Here is a 19,990-nt window from a genome sequence, read left to right as displayed (position 1 = left end):
GTCTCAGGCGTTGTCTTCGGCGTCGTCGTTGGGCGCTTCGAGGTCACGCTTCACGCGCTCTGAATTGAGGATCGCGTCGATGCGCGAGACCGTGTCGAAACTGTCGTCGATGCGGAAACGGATTTCAGGGGCGAATTTGAGGTTCACCTCATGCGCGATCTCTCCGCGCAGGAATTTCCTGTGGCGGTCGAGCGCGGCGATGACCTCCGGTTCGTCCTTGCCGCCGAGCGGCATGACGTAGACCGTGGCGAGCTTGAGGTCGGGGCTCATCTTCACGCGCGACACGGTGACGACGTGCTTCTCGAGCACGGGATCGTTGATTTCGCCGCGCGACAGAAGCTCTGCGAAAGTGGCGTGGCGGATGAGTTCGGCGACGCGCAACATGCGCTGCGACGGCGCTTTCGCCGGCGGTGATGGGTTTTTTGGACATTGGTTTTACGCCGCGGCGTCATGCCCGCGCGCGACGCGGGCATCCACGCTCCAACCGTGGAAATAAAAAAGGCGGGCCGTTCATAACCCCGCATGTTGCGCAAGCAAGCCCGCGCGATGGCTTTCGCGCCCGGCCATGACGCGTAAGCGCTTACAGCGTCCGCTTGATCTGCTCGACGCGGTAGCACTCGATGACGTCGCCGGCGCGCATGTCCTGATAGTTCTCGAAGGCCATGCCGCATTCCTGGCCGGCGTGACCTCCTTGACCTCGTCCTTGAAGCGCTTGAGCGTCGAGAGCTTGCCCTCGTGCACGACGACGTTGTCGCGGATGAGGCGGACATTGGCGCCGCGCTCGACATTGCCGTCGGTGACGATACAGCCCGCGACCTTGCCGACCTTCGAGATGTCGAAGACCTTCGAGGATCGCGCGTTGCCGAGCATAGTCTCGCGCAGCGTCGGCGAGAGCAGGCCGGACATGGCCGCCTTCACGTCATCCACGAGATCGTAGATGATGTTGTAGTAGCGGATTTCGATGCCGAGCGCTCGGCGGCCTCGCGCGCTTCCTTGTTGGCGCGGACGTTGAAGCCGATGACAACGGCGCCGGAAGCTTCGGCGCCAGCGCGATGTCCGACTCGGTGATGCCGCCGACGCCCGCATGCACGATGCGCGCGGCGACCTCGTCGTTGCCGAGCTTCTTCAAAGCGCCGGCGATAGCCTCGACCGAGCCTTGAACGTCGCCCTTGATGACGAGCGGGAACTCCTTGCGGCCAGCGTCTTGAGCTGCTGCATCATGTCGGAGAGCGAGCCGCGCGCCGAGCCGCCGCGCGCGGCAGCTTGTCGCGCTTCAGGCGCTCGCGATACTCGGTGATCTCGCGGGCGCGCGCCTCGGATTCGACCACCGCGACGCGGTCGCCGGCCTCGGGCGTGCCGTTGAAGCCGAGGATCTCGACCGGGAAGGACGGACCGGCTTCCTGCCTTGTCGCGCCCTTGATCGTCGAGAAGCGCGCGGACGCGGCCCCATTGCCGTGCCGGCGACGATGATGTCGCCGACGTGGAGCGTGCCGCGCTGGACCAGCATGGTCGCGACCGGGCCGCGACCCTTGTCGAGACGCGCCTCGATGACGGTGCCTTCGGCGGCGCGATCGGGTTGGCCTTGAGGTCGAGCACTTCGGCCTGCAGGTGCGATCGCTTCGAGCAGCTTGTCGAGATTGGTCTTCTGCTTGGCCGAGACCTCGACTTCGAGCGTTTCGCCGCCCATGCTTTCGACCTGCACCTCGTATGGGAGCAGCTCGGTGCGCACGCGTTCGGGCTTGGCGTCGGGCTTGTCGATCTTGTTGATCGCGACGATGAGCGGCACGCCGCGGCGCTTGGCGTGATTGATGGCCTCGATCGTCTGCGGCATGACGCCGTCGTCGGCGGCACGACCAGCACGACGATGTCGGTCACCTTGGCGCCGCGGGCGCGCATGGCGGTGAAGGCGCGTGGCCGGGCGTGTCGATGAAGGTGATCTTGTCGCCGTTCGGCGCCGTTACCTGATAGGCACCGATGTGCTGCGTGATGCCGCCCGCTTCGCCGGAGACGACGTTCGCTGGCGGATGGCGTCGAGCAGCGAGGTCTTGCCGTGGTCGACATGGCCCATGATCGTAACGACCGGGGCGCGCGATACGAGATCGCCCTCGACGTCCGGCGTATCGAAGAGGCCTTCCTCGACGTCCGACTCGGCGACGCGCTTGACCGTGTGGCCCATCTCTTCCGCGACGAGCTGGGCGGTGTCGGCGTCGATGACGTCGTGATCTTGTGCATCGCGCCCTGCTTCATCAGCAGGCGGATGACGTCGACCGCGCGCTCCGACATGCGGTTGGCGAGCTCCTGAATCGTGATCGTTTCAGGCAGCACGACTTCGCGCGAGATCTTTTCCTTCTGCTCCGCCTGGCCGCGGAACAGACGCTGCTGACGGCGCTTGAAGGAGGCGACGGAGCGCGTGCGCTCCTCGTCGGTCCCCGCCGTGGCGGTGGAGACGGTCAAGCGGCCGCGATCCTTCATGCCGCCGCTGCGCGACGGCGCGGGACGGGGCGGCGCGGGCGGCGTGAAGCCGCCAATGGTGCGAACGGGCGGGCGCCTGACGGGCTCGGCCTGACCCGGCGTGCGGCCGGCGGGAGCCGGCGCGGACGAACGGGGAGCCGGGGCCGCGGCGCGCGGCTGGGCGGCGGGGGCCTGCGCGGCGGCCGGAGCGGCGGCGGCGTCCTGCGGCAGGCGGCGACGCGCCTCCTCCTCGGCCTTGCGCTTCGACTCGGCTTCGCGGGCGAGGCGCTCCTCCTCCTCGCGCTTGCGCGCTTCGGCGGCTGCGCGTTCGGCGCGCTCGCGCTCGTCGCGCTCGGCGCGGGCCTTGGCCTCAGCCTCGGCGCGACGGCGATCGTCTTCCTCACGGGCGCGGGCGTCGACCAGGGCGCGTGCACGAGCCTCGCGCTCCTCGTCCGTCAGCGACCGCAACACCATGCCGGAGCCGGAACGCGGCGCGGGCGCCTGGCGCTCGGCGCGCGGCGGCGGCGCGGAAGGCGCGGGCGCGGGCGTCGCCGGCGCGGCGGGCGCGGCCGCAGCGGGTTTCTGCGGCGCCTCGCCATGACCCGGCGCGCGACGCTTCACCTTCTCGACCACGACCACTTTCGAGCGGCCATGGGAGAAGCTCTGGCGCACCATGCCCTGCTCCCCGGCCGGCCGCTGCTTCAGATGCAACGTCTTCGACGGCGCGACAGTCAGGGTTTTGTCGCTGTTCTCGCTCTCACTCATCCAGCTTCCGATCCTCGGCCGCTTCCGACCCAATAACATCCACAGTCTCGTCCGGTCGCCCGCCAGCGTCCGGTTGTTCGTCCCGCATCATCTGCGCCGCGAGGGGCGCGCCGTCCAGCGTCACGCCCCGATAGGCCGCCAGTCGGCGGCATCGCGATAGAAAACTCATGGCCGGCCCGCCGGAGGCGAGCGCAGCATGTATCACATTTGTGCGTCCTAAAGCCAAATCCAATTGGCTTGAAGTAAATAAGCCGATGATGGGCGGAACGCCATCGTTTTCCCGCGCCCTCGCGCTTTCGGCGCGTCGGGCGCTTTGACGCAGCTTGCGCTTGCCGTCGGCCCCGCCGTCGTGCGCCTCGACGAGGATCGCGACGGACCCTTTCGCCAGCAGGTCCGCGACCTTGTTGAAGCCCGCCGTGACAGCGCCCGCCTTGTTGGCGAGCCCCAGCATCTGCAGGCAATCGGCTTCCAGCAGCCGGTCGACGTCCTGAGCAAGTTGCGGCGGCGTCTCTACCTGCTCCTTGAGGCTCTTGGCGAAGATCCGCTTTTTCGCGGCCTCGGCGACGAGCTCCGCGCGGGCGCCGACCCAGACGCCGCGGCCCGGGAGGCGCGCGCGGATGTCCGGCGCGATGACCCCGTCGGGTCCGCGCACGAAGCGGATCATCGCCTCGGGCGGCTCGCGCCGCCGCGTGACGATGCAGGTCCGCTCGGACTCGCGCTCTTTCTCCGCCAAGGCCGTCACTATGCTTATTCGCCCTCCGCCGGCGCTTCTTCTTCGGCCGTCTCGGCGGCCTGCTCGATCCAGCCGGCGCGCACGCGCGCGGCCATGATCATGGCTTCGGCTTCCTCGCGGGAAAGGTCGATGCCCTCGAAGAAGCCTTCATGCTTCGTCGTCTCGCCGTCCTTCTTCTCCGACCAGCCGACGAGATCGTCCGGCACGCAGCCGGCGAAGTCTTCCATCGACTTCACGTCGTTCTCGCCCAGCTTGACCATCATGGCGGTGGTCATGCCGTCGATCTCGCGCAGTTCGTCCGCGACGCCCAGCTCCTTGCGGCGGGCCTCGTTCTCGGCCTCCACGCGCTCGAGATAGTTGCGGGCGCGGGTCTGGATTTCGTTCGCCGTCTCCTCGTCGAAGCCCTCGATCGAGGCGAGCTCGGGCAGCTCGACATAAGCGAGCTCCTCGACGGAGCGGAAGCCTTCCGAGGCGAGCAGGCGGCCCACCACCTCGTCCACGTCGATCGCCGACATGAAGACACGGGTGCGCTCCTCGAATTCGCGCTGACGGCGCTCGGATTCCTCGGCCTCGGTCAGATGTCGATGTCCCAGCCGGTGAGCTGCGACGCCAGACGGACGTTCTGGCCGCGGCGGCCGATCGCCAACGACAATTGGTCGTCGGGAACGACGACTTCAATGCGCGACGAATCCTCGTCGAGCACCACCTTCACGACTTCCGCCGGCTGAAGCGCGTTGACGATGAAGGTCGCGGCGTCCGCCGACCAGGGAATGATGTCGATGCGCTCGCCCTGCAATTCCTGCACGACGGCCTGAACGCGCGAGCCGCGCATGCCGACGCAGGCGCCGACCGGATCGATCGAGGAGTCGCGCGACACGACGGCGATCTTGGCGCGAGAGCCCGGATCGCGCGCGACCGACTTCACCTCGATCACGCCGTCGTAGATTTCCGGCACTTCCTGCTTGAAGAGCTTCGCCATGAACTGCGGATGGGTGCGCGAGAGGAAAATCTGCGGCCCGCGCTGCTCGCGGCGCACGTCGTAGACATAGGCGCGCACGCGGTCGCCGGGCGGAACATCTCGCGCGGGATCATCTCGTCGCGGCGGATGACGCCTTCGCCGCGGCCCAGATCGATGATGACGTTGCCATATTCGACGCGCTTGACGACGCCGTTCACGATCTCGCCGATGCGGTCCTTGTATTCGTCATACTGGCGGTCGCGCTCGGCCTCGCGCACCTTCTGCACGATGATCTGCTTGGCCGACTGCGCGGCGATGCGGCCGAAATCGAAAGGCGGCAGCGTCTCGGAAATCCAGTCGCCGGGCTGCGCGGCGGGATTGCGCTTGCGCGCGTCCTCGATCGAAATCTGCGTCGCGTCGTTCTCGACGCGGTCGACGACGAGCAGAAGGCGCGAGAAGCGCACCTCGCCGGTGCGCGGATTGATCTCGGCGCGCACTTCGGTTTCCTGGCCGTAGCGCGAGCGCGCCGCCTTCTGCAGCGCGTCCTCCATCGAGGCGATGACGATCGTGCGGTCGATCGACTTCTCGCGCGCGACGGCGTCGGCGATCTGCAAAATTTCAAGTCGATTGGCGCTGACGGCCATGATCACTCTCCCTCGGAGCGGGCGGAACGGGGCTTTGGCCCCGGACCTTTCTTGAAATGCGTCTGCACGCCGGCCGGGACCAGCGGCTTTGCCTTGGTCTTCTGCGGACCGCGGAAGCGCCCGGGCCCACGGCGCGGACGCTCTTCTTCGGCCGCGGTCTCGTCTTCCTGCGCGGCCTGTTCGAGCTTGCCGGCGCGCAGCGATGCGCGGATGAGCGCCTCGGTGAGCATCAGCTTGGCCTCGTCGAGATCGGCGAGCGGCAGCGTGACGAGCTTCTCTTCGTCGGCGCGGGCGTCGTTGCGTTCGATCGTCGCCTTCGCGGCGCGGCCTTCGCCCTCGACGCCCATGATGATCCCGCGAAAGCGCTTGCGGCCCGACTCGATCGGATGCGTCAGCTCGACGCGCGCCTCGTGGCCCACGGCGCGGAGAAAATCGGAGACGCGCACCAGCGGGCGGTCGACGCCGGGCGAGGAGATTTCGAGCCGGTATTCGCCGGAGATGAAGTCCGCGACGTCGAGCTCCGGGGAGAGCGCCTGGCTCGCCGCCTCGCAATCGTCGATGGTCATGATCCCGTCGGGCCGCTCGGCCATGATCTGAAGGATCTGGCCGTTTTGCTGCATCAGCCTGACGCGGACGAGCCTGAAGCCGAGTTGCGCCAGCACCGGCTCGGAGAGATGCGCCACGCGCGCGGCGACGCCCGTCTCGGAGACGAGACGCGGCTCGTCGAGGGCGGCGTCGATGGGTGCGGCGTTTTCGGTCAAGCCTGGTTCCTGCGCTTCGGGTTCGCCAAACAAAAAAGAGCGGGTCCCCCGCAGGGGCCCACTCTCAACGGCGACCATCCGGGAATGATCGTTATGAGATGGAATTTGACGCCTTATACACCCGAAGGGCGGGGAGAGGCAAGGGAAAGAGGCGGGAAGCCGTTCCGCGCCGCCCGGCTGCGCTCTGGGACCGCCGGCGGCCTATTTGGTCTTCAGCGACTCCGCCGCAGACTGAACCAGCCGCTCGATGACGGCGAAATTGAAGTTCACCTTCGACATCGAACCGACGACGCATATCGTCTTGAGCTCGTCCATCTTCCCTTCGGCGGGCCTGACATAGTTCAGGATCAGGACTTTCGACCCGCTGGTCCAGATGGCCTGCGTCTTGCCGTCCGAAGTCTCTCCCCGGAGCAATTCCGCGAAGTTGTGCGACGAGATAAATTTTTCGACCTTCGCGCGCTCGACGCAGCCGTTCAGCTCATCGGCGGCCTTCGCCGTTTCCGCCCGCGCCGCTCCGGCGGAAAAAGTCAGATACAGGGCGAGACAGAGGCTTGTTTTTCTCATTCCAACCGGCTCCCGGCCCTGCCGGAAAAATAAAAAGACGAAGGCGCGAGCGAGACCCCCGCTCGCGCCACTCCCCATAATGCAGCGGATGCGACGCTATTTTGACAAAAACTTGAACGGCTCCGCCGCCACGAACTTATCCGAGACTTCTCCCGAGAGCATAGGCCGCCCGCTCAGATCGAGCTTCATGGGTTTTCCGCCCGCAGCCGGGAGGACCTTTTCCAGATCCACCCAGAAGATCGCCGGATTATAGGCGCTCTCGAAATAATAGCGCTTGGCCTGCTCGTCCGAGACCGTGCGCCAGACGGTCGAGGCGATGTTGGGCTGTTTGGGATCAGCGATTCCCAGCGGCACGGAGATGGCGCGGATCAGCGAGAAGGTCGTCGCCGTCGCGAGCCTCGGATCGGATTCCTTGGCGGCGGCGTTCAGATTCCAGCTGATGCGCGCGAAGCGGTCGGCCGCGCGGGCCGTGCCGGGCAGGAATTGCAGGCCGCCCACCGTGTTCCAATAGGTGTTGATGGCGAGCTGCTGGTCGTAGCTCGGCGAATTGGTCATGACCGTATATTGCGGGCCGTGATGGATGACGAGCTTGCCGCCGAGATATTCGAAGATCGCGCTGTCGCCCGAAGCGTCGGCGATGGCGAGATGCGCGCCCGCCTTGTGGCCGCCAGGCAGATCGGGCGCGACGATGACGAAGGGCTCCTTCTGAAGCGCCGTCACCGCCTCCGCGACCGTGCCGAAATTGTCGAGCGCATATTGCCCCCAGGCGCCGATGGAGAGCTTCGGCTTCTTGCTCGCGGCGGCGTCGCCATAGTCGCTTTCGACGAGATAAAGCACATTCGCCACGAGGCCGGCGTCATTCATGCCGTCGACCGTGCCGACATTGAAAAAAGCGCTGATGACGGAGCCGTGCTTCGCGGTCCATTTGATGGACCCCTGCCCGACGCCCCCGTCGCGCGCCATGCCCTTGGGGAAGGCCCAGAGGTCGGTCTGGGTGTCGACCATCCAGTCCATGGAGCGGCCGACAAGGTAGGACTTTGTCCCCGTCTCATAAAGGATGCGCGTGCAGGCGTCGGCGGGGAGCGCCGAGAGGGAAAGAGCGGCGCCGAGAGCGATGCTGAAAATGGATTTTTTCATTGCGGGTTCCTTTGTAGCCCGTCGCTGCGAGCGAAGCGAAGCAATCCAGGCCGACCTGTCCGGAGCTCTGGGTTTGGCGCTGGATCGCTTCGTCGCGCTGCTCCTCGTCGATGACGGAGCCTGTCCATCGGTCGAAAAGCCCGACAAGCATCGCGCGGCTTGCGGTCAAAGCAAAGCCGACGCCTGGACCTCGCTGAAATCAGCCCTAACCGGCGCTTGCGCGGCGAGGGCAAAATGGAACGATCCGCTTCGCCAATGCGCGGCGCTCCATTCGAGGGCCGATCCGTCGCGCATCGTCACGCGCGGCGGATCGAGCGAGATGGCGAAACTGTCGAGCGCGCGAGAGAGACCCTGCCCGGTCGCCTTCACCACCGCCTCTTTCAGCGTCCAGATCGCGAAAAACATATCGCGCCGCGCCTCCCCCTCGACGGCGGCGAGCAGCGCGACTTCCTCGGGCGCGAAGAAGCGCTTTGCGAGTTTCATGCTTTCCGCGCGGCGATCCGAGGGTTCGACGTCGACGCCGATCTCGACGCCCTCGGCGAGGGCGACGGCCACCATGCCCCGCGTGTGCGACATGTTGAAGCGCAGGTCCCGCGGCGGATCGAGCAGGTAGGGTTTGCCGTGCGCCCTGACGCCGAAGCGCCATTCCTGCGGGGGAAGATCGACGCGCCGGGAGAGTTCGACGCGCAGCAATCCATGCGCGGCGACATAGGCCTGACGGTCTTCCTCAAAAGCGAAGCGCTCCGCACGGGCGCGCTCCTCGTCATTCAGCAATTCAGCGAGCGCCGCCCATTGCGCGGGCGCGACGCCCGCGAGGTTCAGCGCCCGGACCGCGACGTCCACGATCAGGAGACGCCGAGCTTCTTCTGTAGGTTCGTGGACGACGTCGTGTATTGGAACAGCAGCTTCTTGTCCGGGAAGATGTAGCGATGCGCCTTCTGCGCCGCGAGCGCGCCCTCATGGAAGCCAGAGAGGATCAGCTTCAGCTTGCCCGGATAATAGTTGATGTCGCCGACGGCGAAGATGCCCGGGTGGCTCGTCTCGAACTTCTCGGTGTCGACCGGGATCAGATTCTCGTTGAGCTGCAAGCCCCATTCGGCGACGGGGCCGAGCTTCATGGTGAGGCCGAAGAAGGGCATCATGCGGTGGCAGGAGAGCTTCTCCTCCACGCCGTCATTGCCCTTGAGCAGCACGGTCGACAGCTCGCCATCGACGCCCTCGACCTGCGTGATCTGGCCGAGCTTGAAGGAGATCTTGCCCGAAGCGACAAGCTCCTGCATCGCCGTGACGGAATGCGGCGCGGCGCGAAAGGCGTCGCGGCGATGGACGAGCGTCAGGCTGCGCGCGATCGGCTGGAGATTGAGCGTCCAGTCCAGCGCCGAGTCGCCGCCGCCGACGATGACGACGTCCTTGTCGCGAAAATCCTCCATGCGGCGGACCGCGTAGAAGACGGACTTGCCCTCATACTGCTCGATCTTCGGGATCGGCGGCTTCTTGGGCTGGAACGAGCCGCCGCCGGCCGCGATGATGACGACCTTGGCCAGAAAAACCTTGCCGGCGTCGGTGGTGAGGCGGAAGGAGGGCTTCTCCGGCGTGCCGAGCGAGGTCAGCGTCTCGACCATTTCATTGAAATGGAAGGTCGGTTGGAAGGGCTCGATCTGCTTGAGAAGATTGTCCGTCAGGCCCTGGCCGCTGATCTCGGGCAGGCCCGGAATGTCGTAGATCGGCTTCTCGGGATAAAGCTCCGAGCACTGCCCCCCGGCGCGCGGCAGAATATCGATCACATGGCACTTGATGTCGAGAAGACCCAGTTCGAACACCGCGAAAAGGCCGGCCGGGCCGGCGCCGACGATGACGACATCGGTTTCGATCGCGGCTTCGTTGAGCTGGTTCATGTCTTAAATCCTTGTCTCGAGGCGGCGCGAGCCGCCGCACGCATGGACGGCGGAGGGCGGCGAAACACCCTCGCAGGCGATCGGAAACGGCCTGGCGGTCAATCGGGGAGGATTTGAACGCGGCCAGCCGACCGGCGGATGATCCATCCGCCGCCGCTCGCGTTCGTCTATAGCATTCGTTGGAAGATGCAACGCCAAACCGCAGCGGCCTGAAGCCGCCGCAGCGTCGCATATGTCCCGTCAGCCCTGCTGGGCGGGGGTGTTGACCACGAGCCCGTCGAGCTCCGGGCGCACCGTGATCTGGCAGCAGAGGCGCGAATTCGGCTTCACGTCGAAGGCGAAGTCGAGCATGTCCTCTTCCATCTGGGACGGCTTGCCGACCTTTTCGGTCCACTTTTCATCGACATAGACGTGGCAGGTGGCGCAAGCGCAGGCGCCGCCGCATTCGGCGGCGATCTCGGGGATGTCGTTGCGGCGCGCGGTCTCCATGACCGTCGAGCCGACCTCGCCCTCGACCGTGCGCGACTGGCCGTTCGAATCGACGAAAGTGATCTTGACCTTGGTCGGCGCGCCGCCGCCCGGTTCGGCGCCGTAGCGTGCAGCCGTGTCGTCGAAGCTCATCTTCACCATGACGCCCGTCTCTTCCCCTGTCCGGCCGCGCCTTTCGCCCGCCAATTGAATTGCGGACGTCGGCGCTTACCCGCGTTCGGCCCTGCCGAACTTCCATTTTTGGCTGCGCTCGATTAGCACCGGCCCGTTTGCGACGCTAGCCCCTCCTTGACCGGGGCGTCGCATTTGCGAGGCAGGGTCCGCGGTCGTCGTAAAGTCGCGGAGCCGTTTTTCGATAAGGCTCGAGGAGGTTCCCGATGACCGATGTCGCTCTCGCCTTCCGGGATGCGGACGGCCCCCTGCGGGCGGCGCTGGTCCATTGCCTCGATTTCATGAACGACCTGCCGGCTTTCCGCGCCTATAAGGAACGCTCGTGGACGTCGCTCGGCCTCGCGCCGGGGAAGACATATCTCGACGTCGCCTGCGGCGTCGGCTTCGACGTCATGCGCATGGCGTCGGCCCATCCGAACGCGGCCTTCATCGGCGTCGACAGGAGCCGCGCCTTTCTCGATCTCGCAGGCGCCCGGGCCGCAGGGCTCGGCAACGCCTCCTTTCTCGAAGGCGACGCGGATCGCCTTCCCTTTCCCGACGACGCCTTCGACGGCGCCCGCATCGACCGCTCGCTCCAGCATATCGCCGCCCCGGCGGCGGCCGTCGCCGAGATGGCGCGGGTGGTGCGGCCGGGCGGGCGCGTCGTCGCGACGGAGCCCGATTGGGGAACCTTCGTTCTCTATAACGGAGACGGCGCGACGAACTGCAAGGTGGCGGATAAATGGCTCGAATCGATCGCCCATCCCTTCATAGGCCGCGAATTGGGGACGCTGTTCGAGAGAGCCGGGATCGCTGACATCGGTTGCCGGGCGCATGTGTTGGCTTTCTCGCGCTTCGAGGAAGCGGAAGTCGTCTTCGACCTGACGCGGCTTCAGGAGAACTGCGTCGCGGCGGGCCTGTTCTCCGTGGAAACCGGCCGGGAATGGCGCGCGGCCGCCGAGCGTGCCTCGCAAACGGGCGTCTTTCTCGCCTGCCTGACCATCGTCGAGCGCTGGGGAACCGTCAAAGGGTCATAGCTTGCCGCGCGCCCATGAGGCGACGCGCGACAGCGCTTCTCCTGCCGCTTCGGTCAGCGCCATGGCGGCGGGCGCGCCCGTATGGTCCGGCGCGGGGGCTTCGCCGACGACGTTCTGCCCGGCGCGCTCGGCCCCGCTGTTTTCGTCGATGATGCGCGCGTAAATCTCGACGACCGCGACATTGCGCGCAACGTCGATCTCGAAGCGGCGAATGTCGGTCGCGAGCGCGCGGCCGCTTCCCGAAACCCGCGCCGCCGCGACGCCGGCGCGCTGCAACGCTTCGATCAGCCGCTCGCGAAGGAGGCGCGGCAGGGGCTCCGACCATCCGACGCTCGGGAGAATGGAGACGCTGCCATCCACGTCGCGCACCACGATGCGATTCGTGCTCGTCGGCGCGACGGCGATCGGCGGACGGACGGTGATCCCGCCCGCAGACGTCGCGGAGACGCGCGTGATCGCGGCCGAGCCGGCGAGGTCGAAGACCTGCCCGGGCGGCTGGGCGCAGCCCGCGAGCGCCAGCGCGACGCAAAGCGCGCCCGCTTTCGCGAGCCGGATGCCTGCCCACCGCCTCTCCATCTTGCCGCCTTCGCCTAACCGCCACAGCCTGAACAGCATTCGCCCTTCTAGCCGATCGAGCGGATCTCACAAAGCTCAGTGGCCGCGATATTCGGGCGTCGTCTGCGAGGGTCCCCAGATGAATTGCGAGGGGTCGCGCTCGATCGACTTGATCGCCTGGTCGAGCGTGTCGACCGCCTTGCGGGCGTCGACGGCGAGCTGCTCATATTGCTTCAACCCGGTCGCTGAAAAGCTTTTCAGATTGTTCGACGCGCTGGCGACATTGCCGGTAATCGCCTTGATCTGCTTGGGATCGATCGCCTTCAGCGTCTTTTCGCCCGTGGCGAGGAAACTGTCGAGACGCGCCGCGACGGGCTTCAAGGAATGCGCCGCCTCGGCGGCGTCCTTGATGAAGGACGAGATATTGTTGGAATTGTCGGCGAGCGTCTTGGTGAAGGCCTCCGCATTCTTCAGCGTGCCGCTGATCGTGTCCTTGTTCTCGTCGAGAAGCTTGTCGAGCTTCACGAGCACTTCCGCCGCCTTGGTGGAAAGGTTTTGCACGTTGCCCAGGAGGTTCTGGATCTCGGAGCGCTCGGCCTGGATCTCGGGATAACGCTGCCCTTGCTGCGCCACGAGATCCGGCGCGCCCGGCGTGCCGCCGACGAGAAGAACGTCCGCCACGCCAGTGAAGCCGCGCGTCTCCAGACGGGCGCGCGTATTGGTCTTGACCGGCGTTCGCTGGTCGATCTTCACCAGAACGTCGACCTTGCTCGGGTCCTTCTCCGCAATGGCGAGATGCGTGACCTCGCCGACCTTCACGCCGTTGAAGAGCACCGACGAGCCGCGGGACAAGCCCGAGACCGAGCCCGAAAACACGATCTGATAGATCTCCTGCTTGCCGATCTGGCTCGGCCCGGAGAACCAGTAGACGAAGCTGAACGCCGCAACGATCATCGCCAGCGTGAAGGCGCCGATCAGGGCGTAATTGGCGCGGGTTTCCATGCGTCGTCCTCTCAGTCGGGAATCGCGGCGACGAGGCGCCCGCCGCGAACCCCGTGGAAATAGGCCTTCAGCCAGGGATGTTCGGAGCGCAGCAGGGTCTCCAGCGGCCCCTGTGCGATGACCTTGCCGTCGGCGAGCGCGGCGATGCGGTCGCAGACGGAATAAAGGCTGTCGAGGTCATGGGTCACCATGAACACAGTGAGCCCGAGCGTTTCCTGCAGCGTTGCGATCAACTCGTCAAATTCGGCGGCTCCGATCGGGTCGAGCCCCGATGTCGGCTCGTCCAGGAATACGAGTTCGGGGTCGAGCGCCAGCGCCCGCGCAAGAGCCGCGCGCTTGACCATGCCGCCGGACAATTCGGACGGAAATTTGTCCGCCGCGTCGGGCTTGAGGCCCACGAGCTGGATTTTGAGCATGGCCAGCTCGTCCATCAGCCGCGGCGAGAGGTCGCGCGTCTCACGCATCGGCATCTGGATGTTCTGCTTCACGGTGAGGCCGGAAAAGAGCGCCCCGTTCTGGAAGAGCACGCCCCAGCGCTGCTCCAGCGCCTTGCGCTCCGCGGAGGGCAGCCTGTCGCGATCCTTGCCGAAAATGCGGATCGACCCCGCGCGCGTCGGCACGAGGCCCAGTATGGCGCGCGTCAACACGGACTTGCCCTGCCCCGAACCGCCGACGAAGCCCAGCACCTCGCCGCGATAGACGTCGAGATTGAGCCCGTTCATCACGAGCTTCTCGCCAAAGCCCACGACGAGGTCGCGGACGCTGATGATGACCTCGTCCTGCGAGGGCTCCGGCGCGCGGCCTTGTTTGTGAAGGAGGGTCATCGGCGCGGCGCTCAATAATCGACGGCGGCGAAGAAGATGGCGAAAAGGCCGTCGAGCACGATCACCATGAAGATCGATTTCACCACGGACGACGTGACCTGCCGGCCGAGCGATTCGGCGGACCCCTGCGTCGAGAGCCCGTCCATCGCGGCGATGAGGCCGATCACCAGCGCCATGAAGGGCGCCTTGATGACGCCGACCATGAAAGTGTGGAAGGCGATCGCCTCCTTGAGAAGCGAGGCGAAGGCGACAGGGCTGATGCCGCCATAGCTCCAGGAGACGAGCATGCCGCCGAACAACGCCGCCATGTCGGCGATGAAGGTCAGGATCGGCAGGGAGATGACGAGCGCGAGCACGCGCGGCGCGATCAGGACTTCGATGACCGAGAGGCCCATCACGCGCAGCGCGTCGATCTCCTCGCGCATCTTCATGGAGCCGATCTCGGCGGTGATGGCCGAGCCCGAACGGCCCGCGATCATGATCGACGTCAAGAGCACGCCGAGTTCGCGCAGCACGAGAATGCCGATGAGGCTCACCGTGTAGCTCGACGCCCCGAATCGCAGGAGCTGAAAAATGCCCTGCTGCGCGACGATGCCGCCGACGAGGAGATTGATCAGAATGATGATCGGCGCGCTGCGCAGGCCGATCAGCTCCATATGCGCGACGAGCGAGGTGAAGCGGAAATTTCTCGGATGGGTCGCCACATAGACCATGGCGGCGACGAATTCGCCCAGAAAGGAGACTCCGCGATAGAACTCCATCAGCCCCGAGACGACCGCGCGGCCGAAATCCTCGAGAAGCTGGAGAAGCGCGGGAACGCGGCTCCGCGCGGGAGGTTCGAAGTCCCGATAGGCCGCTTCCTCCAGCATAATGTCGTGTTCGGGGCGCGCATGTTCGAGCGCGACGCCGACATTGGCGCCGGCGAGCATGCGCCGCGAGCGGTTGATGAGCCAGGCGCCCGCCGTGTCGAGGCGCGACACGCGGGAGAGATCGATCGTGACGAAATTTTCGCGGCTGCCGAGATCGACGATCTCCTGAGCCTTCTCCTCGAGGCGCCGCGAGGCGGCGAGCGTCCAGTCGCCGGCGAGCGCCAGACGCGCGCCGCCCTCGAGGGGCGAAACGTCCGGGGGAATCTGCGCAGCGTCGACAGCCATAAGGCCTCGTTTGGGATCGGGTTTGGTCAGAGCCTTGCAAATCGTCTTAACTTCGTGACATGCGGTCGACAAGCGCGCCAGCGCACAGCCCGACGTGGCGCCACAAGCCTCGGGAACGTAAAGCGGAGCCCAATGTGCGGATCGAGATGACTCTGGCCGTCGAAGCCTTCCCCATCGCCGGGCGATTCGTCATTTCGCGCGGCGCGAAGACCGAGGCGAAGGTCGTGACGGCGACTTTGCGCGCCGGCGACGCGGTGGGCCGCGGCGAATGCGTGCCCTACGCCCGCTATGGCGAGAGCGTCGAGAGCGTGGTTGCAACCATCGAGCGCGTTCGCGGCGAGATTGAGGCCGGCGCCGACCGCGCCGCCTTGCAGCGTCTGCTGCCGGCGGGCGCGGCGCGCAACGCCGTCGATTGCGCGATGTGGGATCTCGAGGCGAAGCGTTCCGGGAGCCGCGCCTTTCGAACCGCTGGCTTCGAGCGCCTCGTTCCGCTCGTCACGGCTTATACGCTTTCCGTGGGCGCGCCCGAGGAAATGCGCGCCGCGGCGCTGAAGGCCGCCGACCGTCCCTTGCTGAAAATCAAGCTTGCGGGCGAAGGCGACGAAGAACGCCTCGCCGCCGTGCGCGAAGGCGCCCCACATGCTCGGCTCATCGTCGACGCCAATGAAGCCTGGCGCGAGGAGACGCTCGAAGCCCAGCTCAACGCCTGCGCCCGCTTCGGCGTCGCTCTGGTGGAGCAGCCCTTGCCCGCCGGACAGGACGAGATGCTGGCGCGCGTCGCCCGCCCCATTCCGATCTGCGCGGACGAAAGCGCCCATGAGACGGCCTCGCTCGCCGCGCTCCAGGGCCGCTACGACGCTGTGAACATCAAATTGGACAAGACCGGAGGCCTGACCGAGGCCCTGCTCATGGCCGAAGCCGCCCGCAAGATGGGCTTCGAGATCATGGCGGGCTGCATGGTCGGCACCTCGCTCGCCATGGCGCCCGCGAGCCTTATCGGCCAGATGGCGGCCTTCGTCGATCTCGACGGGCCGCTGCTGCTGGCGAAGGACCGGGAGCCGGGCCTTATCTATGAGGGCTCGACGATGGCGCCCCCGCCGCCCCAGCTCTGGGGCTGATTGAGAGGCCGATTACATGCCCTGCTCGACGGGCTCCCCGGCGCCCAGCCAGGCGAGGATGCCGCCGCCGAAATGCGTGTCGGCGTCGCGCCGCCCCGACAGGCGCGCCTGCTCCATGGCCGAGACCGAGCGGCGGCCGGAGCGGCAATAGATCACGACCTTCTGGCCTTCGCCCGCGACCGGGAGCTTGGACGGATCGAAGCGCGAGAGCGGATTGAACAGCGCGCCCTTGATATGGCCGGCGGCGTATTCGTCCGCCTCGCGCACGTCGACGAGCAGGATCGAGCCGGCGGCGAGGCCGGCCTTGAGTTCGTCGAGCCCGATATCGTTGAAGGGGGAGGCGGTCATCCGTTTAAGACTCCACAAAGCTTGTCCACAGATCAATGCCACGCCCATCCCATGGCGTCCAGCGCGCGAAAAGGCTTGAATCATCGCGTCATAACAGGGGCGGCGCCCCTATCCTTCGGAACTCACAAGAAATTGTCGCCACTCCCGCGCAATGTCGCAACGCCGAATTTACGTTTGGCCGCCATAACGAAAAGGCATCGAGGCCCTGTGCTGAAGGTTTGGGAAAATGCAATTGCGGCACATCGCAAATCGCGGCGCCGAGGCGCCGGTTGCGACTTCTATTCGTTCTTCGATTCTCAAGGCGCCCCTTCAGGCGGCGCCCCAGCCCGCCGCTGCGCCTGTCGTCACCCCCGAGCCCGTCGTCACCGGCCCCGATCCCCGTCAGATTCTCGCCTCCATCGGAGAGGTGGTCTATAGCTGGGACATCGGCACGGATCGCCTGACCTGGGGGCCGAACCTCGCCAAGATTCTCGGCCCCATCGCCAGCAGCGACCTCGGCACCGGCCTCGCTTATGGCGAGCGCGTGGCTCGCGAAGGCGGGGCCTCACGCTATGACGCCATCGTGCAGTCGGACCAGATCGACCGCGGCGACGGCGTCGCCTATCAGACGGTCTATGCGCTCAGTCAGCCGCGCGAATTCGGCCCGGGCCCGGTCGTCTGGGTCGAGGACACCGGCCGCTGGTACGCCGGCGAAGACGGCCGCCCCGCGCGCGCCCATGGCGTCGTGCGCGTCGTCACCGAACGTCACGAAATGGAGCGCAAGCTCGCGCTCGGCTCGCAAATCGATCCCTTGACCGGCGTGCTCAACCGCGCCCAGCTCTCCGAGCATGTGAACCGCTTCCTTGTGCAGGCCGAGCGGACGCGCAAGCCTTTCGCCGTGCTGCTCGTCGCGCTGGAGAATCTTTTCTCGCTCAATCGCACCTATGGCTACGACGCTGGCGACGAAGTCATCGCCGGCCTCGCCAGGCGCCTGCGCGACAATGTCCGCACCTGCGACGTGGTCGCCCGCCATGCCGGCAACAAATTCGCGCTGGTTCTGGAAAATTGCGACACCGAGCAGACGCTTTCCGTCGCGAACCGCCTGCTCGACTTCGTCAAGAGCCGTCCTTTCGAGACCTCGGCCGGCGCCATTCCCGCGACGATCCGCATCGGCGGCGTCATCGGCCCGCGCGAGGGTCGCCAGCCGCGCGTCCTCTTCCAGCACGCCGAAGAGGCGCTGGACGTCGCCCGCCAGGGCGCCGGCAAGCGCTTCGTCGCCTACACCTCCTCGCTCGCCCGCGAGGACGCCCGCCTGCGCGCGCTGCAAGTCGCCGACAACATCGTCTCGGCGCTGAACGACCGCCGCGTCGAGCTGGCCTTTCAGCCGATCGTCAACGCCGCGACGGGCGACGTCGCCTTCCATGAAGCCTTGCTGCGCGTGCGCCTGCCGGATGGCGCGGCGATCTCGCCGGGCGCGCTCCTGCCCGTCGCCGAGAAGGCCGGTCTCGTGCGCCTCCTCGACCAGCGCGTGATGGAGCTGGTGATGGAGCGCCTCGTCGCCGAGCCGGAACTGCGCGTCTCCGTCAACTGCTCGATGAACACGGTGCTCGATCCGGAATGGCCGGACCGCCTCGCCGCCGCCATCGGCGTCAATCCCTCGATCCCGGACCGGCTGATCGTCGAGATCACCGAGACCTGCATGATCGAGGATTTCGAGACGACGAAGAACCTCATCGCCGCCTGCAAGCAGCTCGGCGTGAAGGTCGCCATGGACGATTTCGGCGCGGGCCACACCTCTTTCCGCAGCCTGCGCGATCTCGCCTTCGACATCGTCAAGATCGACGGCGCCTTCATTCAGAACATCGCGACGTCGGCGGACGACCGCTTCTTCGTGCGCACGCTGATCGATCTCGCGCGGCATTTGTCGCTCAAGGTCGTCGCGGAATGGGTGGAGGACGAGGCGACCGCTCGCATCCTGCGCGACTGGGGCGTCGAATATTTCCAGGGCGCGCTTTACGGCCGGGCCGAGGAGCGGCCGGCGGTCGAGGAGAAGCGCCAGCTCGCCGCGCCCTCCTTCATGTGATCGCAGCGACGATCCCTCAAAAAGAAAAGCGCGCCGCTTCGGGCGCGCTTTTGCTTTTGACACAGCAGGGTTGACGCCCCTCGTGCTTCGAGACGCCTGCTTTGCAGGCTCCTCAGCATGAGGGGCTTCTTCTTTCTATGCCGAACCACTTAGGCCTCATGCTGGAGACCTTTGCACGGAAGCGGGTGTCTTGCGCGAGACGGGTTTAACGGGCCGTGGGCCGCTGTTGGATCTGTCGGTTTGGGCGGCGGGGATGCTTCGCCTGGACAGACAAGCGCTGGGCGGACGCTCCCCGGGGCGTCCGCCTTGCCTTCACTGCGCCGCGAGGACGCGCCAGCGACGTAGATTGAAGGCGAGGCAGAAGAGCGTGAGATCGGCGGCGTTGCTTAATTGCGAAAAGGCGCGCATGCGGCCGAGCCGATAAGTTCGCTTCATCGTGCCGAATAGGCTTTCGACCGCGCGGCGAACCAGCGACAGCTCATGATTGCGCGCGACGTCCGCTTCCGTCAGGGGCCGGCCGCGCTTGCGGCGCATGAGGCCGTCGCCCAGTTCCCGCCGCGCAAGCTCCGACCGCAGTCCGTCGCTGTCATAGCCGCGATCCGCATAGACGGTCCCCGCCGCCTGATCGAGAAGTTGCGGCGCGACCGAGACGTCCTGCACATTGGCCGGCGTCAGCCTCATGTCGCGCACGAGGCCGGAGCCGGCGTCGACCGCCACATGCATCTTGTAGCCAAAGGCGAAACGGCCGCGTTCATTGGTCGTGCCGAACCGCGCCTCCTTGTCGGTCGAACTTGTCTTTCCTTCATCCATGCGCGGGCGTCTGGCAGCGCTCGTCACCAGCGTCGCGTCGATCAGCGTGCCTTGCTTGACCATGAGCCCCGCCGCCTCGATCTGGCGATTGGCCTCCGCCAGCAACGGGTCGAGCAGATCATGGCTCCCAAGCTTCTCGCGGAAACGCCAGATGGTCGAGTGATCCGGCGTCGGATCGCCGAGCGCGAGGCCGGCGAAAGCCATGAAGCTCAGGCGATCCGCCAGCGCCGTCTCCATTTCCGGATCGGAAAGGCCATGCCATCGCTGAAGGAGCAGCGCCTTGAACATGACGAGCGCCGGATAGGAGGGCTCGCCCCTCGCCGCGACCGGAATCGCCCCGAGCAGCTTCTCGAAGGGCGCCCAATCGACGAGGCGCGCGATCTCCATCAGAGCCGAAGGCCGGGATTGAGGGCGCTGGGCAACCAACCCATCGACAAAATCAAGCTGGCCCACTCGGCGCTTCGGCATGATCATCCTCCCGCTCTGCCGGGAGTGAATCACGCCGAAACGTTTCGTGCAAAGGTCTCCATGCT

At 66.3% G+C, this 19,990-nt stretch carries 17 protein-coding genes and 2 pseudogenes; 3 read left to right on the top strand and 16 right to left on the bottom strand.

Annotated features, from left to right (window positions below):
• Positions 1-3: 3 nt before the first annotated feature.
• The 10 genes and pseudogenes from rbfA to ACPFMJ_RS17110 form a co-directional block, all read right to left on the bottom strand.
• Positions 4-384 (bottom strand): 30S ribosome-binding factor RbfA, encoded by a 381-nt coding sequence (rbfA, locus tag ACPFMJ_RS17155; RefSeq protein WP_424361140.1) that lies wholly within the window; start codon positions 382-384, stop codon positions 4-6.
• A gap of 196 nt (positions 385-580) precedes the next feature.
• Positions 581-3,216, bottom strand: a pseudogene (gene infB / locus ACPFMJ_RS17150) (translation initiation factor IF-2).
• Positions 3,209-3,958 carry an RNA-binding protein gene (locus ACPFMJ_RS17145; protein WP_424361139.1) on the bottom strand — a complete coding sequence of 250 codons (750 nt, stop codon included), beginning with the start codon at positions 3,956-3,958 and terminating at the stop codon, positions 3,209-3,211. Before ACPFMJ_RS17145 ends, infB begins: the two are co-directional and overlap by 8 nt.
• Before the next feature lie 5 nt (positions 3,959-3,963).
• Positions 3,964-5,551, bottom strand: a pseudogene (gene nusA, locus ACPFMJ_RS17140) (transcription termination factor NusA).
• A 2-nt stretch (positions 5,552-5,553) separates the two neighbouring features.
• A complete protein-coding gene (gene rimP / locus ACPFMJ_RS17135) occupies positions 5,554-6,312 on the bottom strand; it encodes a ribosome maturation factor RimP (protein WP_424361138.1) in 759 nt (252 codons plus the stop codon).
• A gap of 201 nt (positions 6,313-6,513) precedes the next feature.
• Positions 6,514-6,876, bottom strand: a complete 363-nt coding sequence (locus ACPFMJ_RS17130) for a hypothetical protein (RefSeq protein ID WP_424361137.1) — start codon at positions 6,874-6,876, stop codon at positions 6,514-6,516.
• 96 nt (positions 6,877-6,972) lie between these two features.
• Complete coding sequence (locus tag ACPFMJ_RS17125) at positions 6,973-8,013, bottom strand: linear amide C-N hydrolase (RefSeq protein WP_424361136.1); 1,041 nt, start codon at positions 8,011-8,013, stop codon at positions 6,973-6,975.
• 165 nt (positions 8,014-8,178) lie between these two features.
• The gene (locus tag ACPFMJ_RS17120) at positions 8,179-8,856 is read right to left on the bottom strand and encodes a 4'-phosphopantetheinyl transferase family protein (RefSeq protein WP_424361135.1); all 678 of its coding nucleotides are present in this window, start codon (positions 8,854-8,856) and stop codon (positions 8,179-8,181) included.
• 2 nt (positions 8,857-8,858) lie between these two features.
• On the bottom strand, positions 8,859-9,908 hold the full coding sequence (locus ACPFMJ_RS17115; RefSeq protein WP_424361134.1) for an NAD(P)/FAD-dependent oxidoreductase: 1,050 nt from the start codon (positions 9,906-9,908) through the stop codon (positions 8,859-8,861).
• A 240-nt stretch (positions 9,909-10,148) separates the two neighbouring features.
• Entirely contained in the window at positions 10,149-10,538 is a 390-nt protein-coding gene (locus ACPFMJ_RS17110) for a 2Fe-2S iron-sulfur cluster-binding protein (RefSeq protein ID WP_424361133.1), read from the bottom strand.
• A 236-nt stretch (positions 10,539-10,774) separates the two neighbouring features.
• Between ACPFMJ_RS17110 and ACPFMJ_RS17105 the strand changes: the two genes are divergently transcribed.
• Positions 10,775-11,584, top strand: a complete 810-nt coding sequence (locus ACPFMJ_RS17105; RefSeq protein WP_424361132.1) for a methyltransferase domain-containing protein — start codon at positions 10,775-10,777, stop codon at positions 11,582-11,584.
• Here the strand turns inward: ACPFMJ_RS17105 and ACPFMJ_RS17100 are convergent.
• From ACPFMJ_RS17100 to ACPFMJ_RS17085, 4 genes are read right to left on the bottom strand one after another with little or no spacing between them, the layout of a single operon-like run.
• Positions 11,579-12,199 carry an ABC-type transport auxiliary lipoprotein family protein gene (locus ACPFMJ_RS17100; RefSeq protein WP_424361131.1) on the bottom strand — a complete coding sequence of 207 codons (621 nt, stop codon included), beginning with the start codon at positions 12,197-12,199 and terminating at the stop codon, positions 11,579-11,581. The genes ACPFMJ_RS17105 and ACPFMJ_RS17100 overlap by 6 nt on opposite strands.
• 36 nt (positions 12,200-12,235) lie before the next feature.
• A complete protein-coding gene (locus tag ACPFMJ_RS17095; protein WP_424361130.1) occupies positions 12,236-13,141 on the bottom strand; it encodes an MlaD family protein in 906 nt (301 codons plus the stop codon).
• An 11-nt stretch (positions 13,142-13,152) separates the two neighbouring features.
• On the bottom strand, positions 13,153-13,965 hold the full coding sequence (locus ACPFMJ_RS17090; RefSeq protein ID WP_424361129.1) for an ABC transporter ATP-binding protein: 813 nt from the start codon (positions 13,963-13,965) through the stop codon (positions 13,153-13,155).
• Between the two features lie 11 nt (positions 13,966-13,976).
• A complete protein-coding gene (locus ACPFMJ_RS17085) occupies positions 13,977-15,119 on the bottom strand; it encodes an ABC transporter permease (protein WP_424361128.1) in 1,143 nt (380 codons plus the stop codon).
• Between the two features lie 134 nt (positions 15,120-15,253).
• Between ACPFMJ_RS17085 and dgcA the strand changes: the two genes are divergently transcribed.
• Positions 15,254-16,237: an N-acetyl-D-Glu racemase DgcA gene (dgcA, locus tag ACPFMJ_RS17080; protein ID WP_424361127.1), complete on the top strand. Its 984-nt coding sequence runs from the start codon at positions 15,254-15,256 to the stop codon at positions 16,235-16,237.
• 12 nt (positions 16,238-16,249) lie between these two features.
• Here dgcA and ACPFMJ_RS17075 read toward each other — a convergent pair whose 3' ends face one another.
• A complete protein-coding gene (locus ACPFMJ_RS17075; protein WP_424361126.1) occupies positions 16,250-16,585 on the bottom strand; it encodes a rhodanese-like domain-containing protein in 336 nt (111 codons plus the stop codon).
• A 226-nt stretch (positions 16,586-16,811) separates the two neighbouring features.
• Here ACPFMJ_RS17075 and ACPFMJ_RS17070 point away from each other — a divergent pair, with 226 nt between their 5' ends.
• Positions 16,812-18,647: a putative bifunctional diguanylate cyclase/phosphodiesterase gene (locus ACPFMJ_RS17070; RefSeq protein WP_424361125.1), complete on the top strand. Its 1,836-nt coding sequence runs from the start codon at positions 16,812-16,814 to the stop codon at positions 18,645-18,647.
• Positions 18,648-18,959: 312 nt separating this feature from the next.
• Here the strand turns inward: ACPFMJ_RS17070 and ACPFMJ_RS17065 are convergent, their stop codons facing one another.
• On the bottom strand, positions 18,960-19,925 hold the full coding sequence (locus ACPFMJ_RS17065) for an IS5 family transposase (RefSeq protein ID WP_424360095.1): 966 nt from the start codon (positions 19,923-19,925) through the stop codon (positions 18,960-18,962).
• Between the last annotated feature and the right edge of the window lie 65 nt (positions 19,926-19,990).

Source organism: Methylocystis parvus (assembly GCF_049675845.1).
Taxonomy (GTDB): domain Bacteria; phylum Pseudomonadota; class Alphaproteobacteria; order Rhizobiales; family Beijerinckiaceae; genus Methylocystis; species Methylocystis parvus_A.
Note: the sequence above shows the minus strand (reverse complement) of the source record. Positions and strands in the feature narration are given on the sequence as shown.